Genomic DNA, 9,996 nt, shown 5'->3' with positions numbered 1-9,996 from the left:
TGTGTAGGTTATCTGATTACAATCAGCAATATCGTTAACATCATATTCATTGTTCAAATATCGAAGGAATATTTCCTCATCCTTTTGATCCAGAGAGTGAATAGCATTAACAATGATGGAGTAGTCATCACGCATATCCTGGATGATAAGCTTTTCCTTTATACGCTGCGCAGGATTATCTGTCCCTTTAACAAGAACTCTGAGATTCGTTTCTGTTTTCGCCAGATCCAGTTCCGCGTTTATAAGGGCTTCCGCCATAGTAGGATTGGAGTTTCTTGTTCTTTGTACTCTTATGCCAATGTCCCCTAACTCTGCTCTGGCGTTGTATCGTTTCTCTGCTTTAACAATAATTTCCCAAGTTGATTCATAGCTATCAATCAATTTGGGAAGCCGATTATAATTGCTAAGAAGAAACTTTACTTTGATTTCCGTATCAGAATTTGAATACTCCTGTAAATGCCTGGCATAGGAATATCTCACTTCGGCTTTCATCAATATCCTCCCTCGTATAGTGATGTAGTGACACTAAAGTTGCGCGCCGCTTCTATGTCTCTATCTCTCAGATATGTAATATGATAGGACATGTTGGCTAAAATTACGTTACCGTTTCTGTTAACTTGAGTTAGCAATATCGTATACTTCATAGAAAATTCTTTCGATCATCACTCCATCATAACCACAATCCTTATATGCTCCAACGCCGCCTTCCTGCTCTTCTCCGTCTTCAACTTTCTCAGTTCCTGTACGGCTTCTGAGATTAAAGGATCTGCATTCAACTCAGAGGTCTCAGTTCCATTTATCAGATAATCCATGGACGTGTCCAGTACCCTTCTAAGTGCTTGCAGCACAGGAATACTTGGTACTCTTTTATCATTTTCATAAGAAGAAATAACCGACTTGTTGTTAACTCCGATCTTAAATCCAAGCTCTTCCTGAGACCATCCATGTTCATCTCTTGATTTTTTGATTCTTCCCCCAAGTGTATTCTTGTAATTTCCTTTATTCTTTCTCATTTTGCACCTTTCCGGCGCCTTCCAAAACGGAAGTGATCCATAAAAAAGTGCGCAAAAATACACCTTGCAGGAACCGAACAAAAAAAGCCTGCAAAACATACGCTAATCAATAGCAGACCACAGTGTTTTAAACACTGATCTGCTAATCAGCTTCCGTTTTGCAGGCTCCTCTTTACATTTTCAAGTAGTTATAAGTAGCATGTTTAATGCCATCTACCGTATAGTCCAGCTCTAGACAAACTCTTGATCCGACACGCTCTGTTTATCCGTAATTCCTTTAACGCTTCATGGTCTGCACCGCACTCCCATTGAGCTACGGCTTTCACAGGACAGGCCTTAGGCGACCGGTATAACAGTCATCCGTGGGGATCTCAAACTATTCTGTTGTTGTAATTATTGTTTGGCTGTAAGTAATAGCAGCCTATGATGTCTCAGTCTTAAAGAATAAATTTATATTTTTAAGTCTGGTTATAATGTTTATGTATCTTTTCTGTCGCATATACTCCAGGTTGTTATCAAAGGCTTCTTCATAGACAATGACTCTGCCCTTTTTTACAGTTACTGACATATTTCTTCCACAGAAATGACATATTACATTGCATTTACCTTCTCCATGAGTTTCCTGCAGATAATCACCGCAGTAATTACAGCAAGCAACAAATCTGTCTCTTTTTTTTATGATTTGCTCCATTCATAATTCCTCCCTATACTCTATGTTATTACTGTTTGTTTAGTAAACGTTGCAACATTTGGTAAACATCAGACACAGTACTAGAATGTCTGTTCTTTTTCAAGAGAAAAGTTAAAAAAATTTAATCATCGGAAAAATATTTCCGATGATTGATTGTATTCTTAAAAATACTTGACTTATGGAGAAATTTAATAAAAATATAGAGTTTTGCATTATGAGGATTTTGAGTGTTATCACAGCGATAAACCCATACTCACCCCTACTTTTCTGATCATGTCCTGATATCTTCTTCTTACATCTTCAGGCCCGGAAATGCTCATTTTACCTGCGAACTGGAATACCCATGCCATGAATGTGCGGCTGACAGAAACATTAACTGTCGCTTTGAAATATGTTTCCGCTAATACTTCCACCTTAAAATCTTTCCCGAACCTATCTATAAGTTGTATCATCAGGTCGTTATCACAGATAAGATCCACGTCTTTTAACTCTCCGTCGTACATGTAGATTGTACTGTTGGTATATATCAGCAGGTCCTTATCCTCCGGTCTCGGATATGCATCCGCTTCGAGTTGTTCTACATCATGCATCCTGTCAAGCCTGGGAGTGATGATCTTTCCATGTTTCTCTGAATAACCGATCAAATAGTAAGCATCATCATTCCATACACACTCATAGGGACTGAGTACATAGATTTCCCCATCATTTTTTCGGATCATTGTCTTATCAACCGCATAATCTATCATGGTATAAGAAATCTGTTTTTTGTTGTATATGGCCACCATGACAGTAAACAGATTGTAGTAGATCTTATTGTCATCCGGTTTTCTTCTGTCGAAAACACTGATTTTCGGTGCCAATGCTTCTCTCTGATACTTGCTTGAATCATTTAGGATCTTGTTGATAAGTTCAACGCTTTGCTGGGCAGACAATACCCTGGAAGCTGCTACTGCATCAGTAAGTAATTTAATATCCGTAATCTGGAACTGTCTGTCCGCCAGAAAGTAAACATTATCCCCATGATTATCCATGATGATGTCAAAGTTATATTTCTGGAGGACTTCGATGTCATCTTTCAGTGTTTTACTGGTCACGCTGTAACCATTTGACTCCAGATACGAGATGATATCTGCAGTGGTGACGGGGTGATCCTCATCTGAATAAAATTTCAGATATACGAGGATGGCTAAAATACGTCCTTTTGTACTTGGTTTGTCCATAAGTTAAAATACCTCCATTATATCTTGATACGGAAATTGTAAGTCTTGGAATTGGAAAAATTTTGTACATAAGGCGCTTCTTAATCGACAAATACTATCGTGTCATCAACAAACTTTTTTATTGATTTTTCAATCATCTTTTGCTCTTCTGTGAGTTTTTGCTCCGAACTACAGTTTAATATCCATAAGGCAAATTCCAGATTGTCTACCGGGTCTTCAGCTAGCTTTAATACATCTTTTTCATCCGGGTACCAATTTTCATTTAAATAACCCATTTCTATAATGCTGTTGACGAGCTCATCATATTCCCGGTGAGTCATAATCTTTATCGGTGTTTTCAGTTCAATCTTTCTCACATTAAAAATTTTTGTCTTCATTTTTTTTGCTTGTTAAGGATTCGTGTTATATACATCTGATAATCTCCTACCAAGCTTCCTCCTTTATTTTTTCTGTTGCCACTTCTCGGCACAAAAGAATTATGGGAGGGGTTCTTTGCGTATTAGTATTTTTTGGAAAAAATCTAAAAATTTTTTCAAAAAATATTGTGAGTAGAGTTTGAATCGCCTGAGTATTCATTGTATTTCTAATGTTTTCAGGACTTTTTTTCAGATTAATTGATACTTTGATAATAAATGATGAAATGCATGTACACGATTATGCATATCCTGATTTTTATAATTGTATTAAAGGATAATCTACAAAAGGAGTTATTGAAAATGAAAAATGGATATATTTTTAAGTTCATTAATTCAGGCGACATAAGAAAATACCTTTTTGAAATAGGATATCAATTTTCCGTAGCCGAATACGCATATCTTATATGGCAATGCGGGGAAATGAATATACTACAAAAGCACGAGGAATTCAAAAGATTAATTGATTCAACAGAAACAACCCTTATAAAAACATCTATGCATCCGAATGGATGGGATCTACATCAGATAATCAATAAATATATATCTTTAGAAAAACAGTTTATCAATAGGTTTTTCTTAGATGAAACCGGATGCTTCTATGAATGTGAATGGTTTGAGAATGGACATGAGGTTGGTGGTTATAACTACTATAGTAATTATACAGACGCTTATTCAAATGCCATGAAGAATGTGGTGTCTGACAATAACCAGGGATTCCATATTTATAAACGCTATATTGACAATTCTAGCATCCGTAGCTCTGTAATAGATGCCGTTTTTAATGCCACCGGAGAAATGATAGATATTGATCTTACCGGAAATATATGTGAAGATTTTCGTGAATATGACTTAGACTTCCTTTGTAATGAGACATTTACAGATATGTGGTTTGACATACCTATACCATTTAAACAAGGAGACATAGTATGTGACAAATATAGAAAAATCCCTTTCGTCATTACTTCTATTGTTCCATGGTGCCGCAAAGAAAAACCTCCAAGGAATAATAAAACCATTCATCTAACAGGCTTTGATATGTGTGCTTCCGGCTATACCGTAAATGATAATCTATCAATAAAATACAATTGGCTATCGTTTCCTTATCTTAATCTTGAGTACTATTCCGGAGATTTAAATGATGAACTTCGTATACTTAGCGCTTACAGTCTTTTTAAAAAGGGCACAATCAATGGCGATACCCTTGTTAAACTAACTCAGCTCTTTTTCACCGAATATCAGTCCAAAAAGTTATATAAAGATATTGACTGCTATATGGATGAAAACACCATGAAGAAGCTGGCAATATTAAAGTACAAGGAGTCAATAAATGAATAACAAAGAAATATGTAAATATATTAATTCAAAAGATATTCGCCAGCATCTCTTAAATATTGACTATAAATTCACCACGACGGAAGCTGCGTGGCTTGTAAATCAATGTCATAGCGCAACCTTAAAAGAAAAGATAGCTGCATGGCGAGACATAATTAATACTATGCCTGACGAATCTGTAAACTCTCCTCAATTTGATAGTCCTGTAGATAGTATCCATAATGTTTTGAAAGACTACATCACCATGAAAGAGAAAATGCTTGAGTTATTCTTTGAAGAATCTCCGAAGACATTTTATCAATATATGGTAAACAGTACATATATGAGCACCAACTATGATGATGCGAGTCCTATGTCTTCATATGACATATGTTACAAGTATTTAAAACGTGAATTAAATAATGAATATAAGGATCAGGTGGGGGATTCCTGCATCAGACGCTCTGAAATTGATGGTTTATATAATATAACCGCATATTATTCTTATGAAGGTGAGTTAATGGATGTTTACATCCCTTCTGACTACGGTATATTTGATTGGCTTCTCTCCGATTTCTTTGATAATCTTTGGTTTCATTTCCCAGTTCCATATAAGAAAGGTGACATTTTATATGATCCTTTCCATCCAAATAGATCTGATTGCCCGGGTCCAGTGGTTATGGAGGGCATCACGCCACTACAGTTTGAAAAGGATGGTCGCAAACATACTGATAGTTCTGACATGGTTGTCTGGGGATATTTTCAAGACAAAGACTCAGGAACTCTATATCATGAAGTGACTTGGAATTATATGGACTATGAGTATTTCCCTAACGATCAGCTTACAGGTAAAAGAAGAATCTTTAAGGCATTAAGTAACCTCATCAAAGAGCAAATATCCTTAGATCTTTTTACCCGTGCTTATCACCTGATTATTCTTGAGGAAGCCAAAAATGACATTATTCCGCACGGCTGGTATACAGATGAGGGGCTGCAGCGCGCAGGGATTGTCGAAGATCCCGATATGCCTTAAAACCAATTTTATACAAAACAAAGCCGATAAGATTTTCAACTCTTATCGGCATATTGTTTAGTTTAGACATATTCTAAATACTCTCATTACTCAAGACACATATCATGATTACTTTCTATTTTACGACTTCCGAAATATGTGAGTAATTATCACTTGTCACTTTCACCAATTGACTCTTTTTTTTCTATCTCCTCATTCATTTTCCTTATATCCTCAGAATCATATTTTCTCACATCATCAACAACAATTATCTTATCTATCGATTTGATCATTTCTAGAATTCTGGACATTTCTGAACAAGATAATTGAACTATCTTTTCGGTATCTTCTTGATAATCAACGTCATTTTCTGTGACAAACGTGTCCGGTTCTTCATATAAAAGGTCCCTAAATCTTATAAAGAAATGTGCGGTCCACCATTCCAAATCAATATCATATTGTAAACTATCATCCTCATCATCTATCGAATCGATATCAATAAGGCCATACTCCTTATGCATAAGTTCGTGTATGTCAGCGGGAAATCTTTTCTTTCCGTTGTCTGAAATCAGATGATTACAAAAATAGACTTCATCTCCTTCATTACTTATCTTTTCAATTGTTTCTGTCAATCTTTCCAACAAATTTTCAAATCCGTCCTCGTAAATAATCTTATATTCAAACAGATTATCTTTTCTAAGATCTACATCAAGTAACTTATGTTGGCGTCGGGATATTTTACGGATATAATTTGCCAATTGATCTCCTATCTTGAAATACATAGTCACAGTTCCATTTTCATTTGCTTCATATTTTTCAAATTTAATATTTTCCATGATATTAGATCCTTTCAGTTTTTATATTGGCCATCTTCTATGATCCGAGTATATAAAAAGAGATGTGCATGTTTTTGCACATCCCTAAATTGATTTTTATATTAAACAGATAATAATATCCATGCAGATCTGAAACTGTGTACTGCCATATAGGGTTATTACTTTATCGATTCAAACAGCTCCAAGACCTCTTCCTTTGTAATATCATAGCCCTTATATGTATCGTGCCATATATTCCACACTTTTGATCCCCGCTCTTCGCTGCGGTTTATAGTCTTACTCAACGATTCAAGGAAACTTTCGTCTTCCCAAAAGTCTTCATTATTGATATCTGTATCTTCGGCTTTACAAATTCTGTACAGAGGTGAAAGCATCGGCCTATGTGTATTGGAACTTATGTCCTTATAAAACATCTTATGTTTCAAAGCGGTAATTCTCCATTCTTTTGTTCCCGGTTTTTTGAAAAGAATAGTGGGTAAGCAGCAATCGAACTGATCTCTACCCTCCAGTATCATTGCACAAAACGGATATCCAAAAGGACGACTATCGATAAGAACTATATCTCCGGCATTATAAGGAGTCTCAATTGATAGATCTGTTAAACCACGTGTAAAATTATGCGATTTGGACTCATAATATTTATTTAAATAGCTACTTTTCTTTGGGGTAAATGCCTCATGTAAACGGCAAGTAAAAACCAGCAATTTTCGGCATTTAATTTCCAGCAGTTTTCGGCAGTGAAAAACCAGCAGTTTTTGTGGGAACCATCCCAAAATCAGCTTTTTCATCTGATGACAGGGCTGCAAAGGTGGGATGGCTGGTATCATCCCACCTATTAGGAAATCAATCCGTGTTACTCGTAGCTATAGAGTTGTTCCGAGACTTTATCATAATCATTCATAAGATCTTCGTTTTCTTTTGTGAGTTCATGGATCTTTTCAAGATAAAGCCACGTGCTTTCAACTACGTCATTGTATTTATCGAGGAGCTCCTCTTTACTGATCTTGTCCAGATCTTCCTTTTTTATCATTTCATACTGTTTCATCACTAGTATCCTTTCCATCATTTAAGAATGATTTGCGGTTTTCCAATCTATAACTCTTTCCGGATATCTTAATCCTATCGCAGCGGTACGAAAGTCTGTCCAGTATTGCAGTAGCAAGTGCGGGATCATTTAAAAACTCGGCCCATTCCTCAAACCCTTTATTAGTGGTGATTACTATAGCTGTCTGTTCCTGAAGCTCAGATATCAATTGAAAGAACAGATTACCTTCGGTAGGGTTGATCGGCAGATAACCTACTTCATCAATGATTAGAAGATTAGACTTCCGTATACGGTTCATTTTGGCACGACTGCGGCGGTCTATCTCCTCTGTTCTAAGACATTGAACCAGGGACTGCATTGTTGAATAGCTTACCTTATAGCCCTCTTCACAGGCATGGTATCCCAGCCCTATAGCCAGATGTGTCTTGCCCACTCCTGGCGGTCCGGAAAGGATCAGATTGTATAATCCATCTATCCATGTAAGTTCTGACAGTTGCTTGAACTGTTTCTTGGAAATAGCCCTGCAGAAATTCAAATCGAAATCCTTCAGGTACTTTGGATATGGGAATCCGGCATCTTTTACACGTCGCGCCTGAGCCTTGTCATGGCGGTATTTCAATTCTCCGGTAAAAATGTTTGCAATGAAATCAGTATAAGTTTGTTCCTCCTGTTCTGCCTTATGTATCAGGGTTTCTATGCTGTCTTTTGTATTGTATAGCGACAGCGAAATCGCTTGCTCTTTTAGTTCTGTTAACTTATCCATTGACAGCACTCCTTTCATTCATCGCATTCTCGTATGCACTCAAAGACCGGATATCCGGTTTGTCTACACGATATTTTTCAGGAAGAGAAGTACTGTCACGTTTTTTGATGTTCTTTTCTTCAATAGTTGCCTGTGTAAGATATATGATGCTCGATTTCAGATCTCCTGCAGAATACAATTCCTTCTCACTGCAGTATTCAACGCCCTTTAAGATGTCATCACGGTTCCATTCCTCAAAAAGCTTTTTTATGACACCAAGCTGATCCCTGTAATAGCGAGGTTTTTCTTGATGTATATGTTCAAGAAAAGGTCCGACCAGCTCATCGTTATTAAAGAGTTCCCTAAGCAACTTCTCCTGTTCTTCAACGGACTTTGTCTTGTCTCTTTCTGAACGTTCTGAGTGACCTATCAGTTTTCCTTTTTCGTGACAAAGCGGGTGTGTTGCATATATCTCACCAGTTATGGAATCAGTTATTGATACTTCGTCGGTTTCTTCGTTGATTTTCATATAGACGCGCACACCCTTGTGGTATGTCCCCACCGGAACACGATACCTGTTGCTTTTATAAAGAACAAGATTGTCTTTACGGACGGCATAGTCTATACTGTTTTCATTAGCGATAGCAAAGCTATACTCAGAGACCGGAACCAAGTATTCCTTTTCGAGGGCGAATACTTCATCCGGTCTTTTGTGTGTTGTGCCATGTACGTCATGATTAGCGGTGCGTCTGAGCCATGCTAAACATGCCTCATTAAAGCTCTCTATATCTGTGAACATACGGTGATCCGCAAAGTTGTACTTGGCGAATTTGACCACGTTTTCTACCGGACCTTTGGATTCAGGATCAGCACCATGACATAGAAATATATCAAATCCTACTTCCTGAAGATAACTTTGGAACCCGGCGGTATATATGATATCGCCATGGTTTTCACTTACAGCCAACACCTTATCCTGATCATATACGATCTGATGCGGACGGCCTCCAAAATAATCAAAAGCCTTGATGTGAGCCATTATGAAAGTTGTTGTGGTAAACGGTCTTTCCTGCCACATAACAAATTTGTAGCGGGAATGTGCAAGTACCATGGCAAAGCAGTAAACCTTCTTCTGTCTGCCGGATTTCGTGGGCACATATATCTCACCCATATCCACTTGTCCTTGAGCGCCTGGATCTCGCTCATCAACTGCTTCATATTGTCTTTCAGTTTCCGGTTTCTTTATGTCGTATTCTTCCCGGATGCTTTTCACGTAGTTCTGAAATGAACGTTTCTGAAAGTCCAGTGTTTCTAAGGGACTTCGTTCCTTGCACCAGTCATAAATTTGGGCAGCCGTCATATCCGGAAACTCCGTCAGCCATTCAACAATAAGTTCTTTGTATACGTCCGGCTTTCTAACCCTGTGTTTTTTCTTTGTCTCTTCATATCCATCGGGGGACATATCCCAATACTTTGAGACTGTCTCTCTGTTGAGCTTCAGTTTCCTGGCAACCTTTGATTTCCTGAAGCCTTTGCGTTTGAGTGTTTGAATCTCGGCATATTTCATCCAATCAATCATCCTTTCTTCACCTCCTAGCATGCAATTATAGACATGCATAGGAGAAATTCATATGATTACCGGAATTCCATTCTCAAACTGCTGGTTTTTCACTGCCGAAAAATGATGGTTTTATAATACCATTTACACCT

General features: G+C 37.4%; 12 protein-coding genes. 2 read left to right on the top strand and 10 right to left on the bottom strand.

What is annotated here, in order from left to right; genetic code table 11:
- From BLV86_RS16525 to BLV86_RS16505, 5 genes are all read right to left on the bottom strand, one after another.
- On the bottom strand, positions 1 to 492 hold a 492-nt coding region (locus BLV86_RS16525), incomplete at its 3' end, for a hypothetical protein (RefSeq protein ID WP_139297959.1).
- 170 nt (positions 493 to 662) lie between these two features.
- Entirely contained in the window at positions 663 to 1,013 is a 351-nt protein-coding gene (locus tag BLV86_RS16520) for a helix-turn-helix domain-containing protein (RefSeq protein ID WP_090819752.1), read from the bottom strand.
- A 421-nt stretch (positions 1,014 to 1,434) separates the two neighbouring features.
- On the bottom strand, positions 1,435 to 1,704 hold the full coding sequence (locus BLV86_RS16515; protein ID WP_090819749.1) for a hypothetical protein: 270 nt from the start codon (positions 1,702 to 1,704) through the stop codon (positions 1,435 to 1,437).
- Between the two features lie 233 nt (positions 1,705 to 1,937).
- Positions 1,938 to 2,924: a helix-turn-helix transcriptional regulator gene (locus tag BLV86_RS16510; protein ID WP_090819746.1), complete on the bottom strand. Its 987-nt coding sequence runs from the start codon at positions 2,922 to 2,924 to the stop codon at positions 1,938 to 1,940.
- Between the two features lie 80 nt (positions 2,925 to 3,004).
- Positions 3,005 to 3,301, bottom strand: coding sequence for a hypothetical protein (locus tag BLV86_RS16505; protein ID WP_090819743.1), 297 nt, complete (start codon positions 3,299 to 3,301; stop codon positions 3,005 to 3,007).
- Between the two features lie 339 nt (positions 3,302 to 3,640).
- On the opposite strand from BLV86_RS16505, the gene BLV86_RS16500 reads away from it, so the two are divergent.
- Complete coding sequence (locus tag BLV86_RS16500; protein WP_090819740.1) at positions 3,641 to 4,675, top strand: hypothetical protein; 1,035 nt, start codon at positions 3,641 to 3,643, stop codon at positions 4,673 to 4,675.
- Positions 4,668 to 5,684 carry a hypothetical protein gene (locus tag BLV86_RS16495; protein ID WP_090819738.1) on the top strand — a complete coding sequence of 339 codons (1,017 nt, stop codon included), beginning with the start codon at positions 4,668 to 4,670 and terminating at the stop codon, positions 5,682 to 5,684. The genes BLV86_RS16500 and BLV86_RS16495 overlap by 8 nt, the downstream gene beginning before the upstream one ends.
- Before the next feature lie 149 nt (positions 5,685 to 5,833).
- Here the strand turns inward: BLV86_RS16495 and BLV86_RS16490 are convergent, their stop codons facing one another.
- The 5 genes from BLV86_RS16490 to istA form a co-directional block, all read right to left on the bottom strand.
- A complete protein-coding gene (locus BLV86_RS16490) occupies positions 5,834 to 6,499 on the bottom strand; it encodes a hypothetical protein (protein ID WP_090819735.1) in 666 nt (221 codons plus the stop codon).
- 158 nt (positions 6,500 to 6,657) lie between these two features.
- Entirely contained in the window at positions 6,658 to 7,326 is a 669-nt protein-coding gene (locus BLV86_RS16485) for a hypothetical protein (RefSeq protein WP_090819732.1), read from the bottom strand.
- A 26-nt stretch (positions 7,327 to 7,352) separates the two neighbouring features.
- The gene (locus BLV86_RS16480; protein WP_090815448.1) at positions 7,353 to 7,544 is read right to left on the bottom strand and encodes a hypothetical protein; all 192 of its coding nucleotides are present in this window, start codon (positions 7,542 to 7,544) and stop codon (positions 7,353 to 7,355) included.
- Complete coding sequence (gene istB / locus BLV86_RS16475; protein WP_090815449.1) at positions 7,531 to 8,307, bottom strand: IS21-like element helper ATPase IstB; 777 nt, start codon at positions 8,305 to 8,307, stop codon at positions 7,531 to 7,533. The genes BLV86_RS16480 and istB overlap by 14 nt, the downstream gene beginning before the upstream one ends.
- Positions 8,300 to 9,865 (bottom strand): IS21 family transposase, encoded by a 1,566-nt coding sequence (gene istA / locus BLV86_RS16470; protein WP_175456444.1) that lies wholly within the window; start codon positions 9,863 to 9,865, stop codon positions 8,300 to 8,302. The genes istB and istA overlap by 8 nt, the downstream gene beginning before the upstream one ends.
- Positions 9,866 to 9,996 lie beyond the last annotated feature (131 nt).

The sequence above is a fragment of the Oribacterium sp. KHPX15 genome, assembly GCF_900107835.1.
GTDB lineage: Bacteria > Bacillota > Clostridia > Lachnospirales > Lachnospiraceae > Oribacterium.
This window is presented reverse-complemented; position numbering and strand designations above follow the sequence as displayed.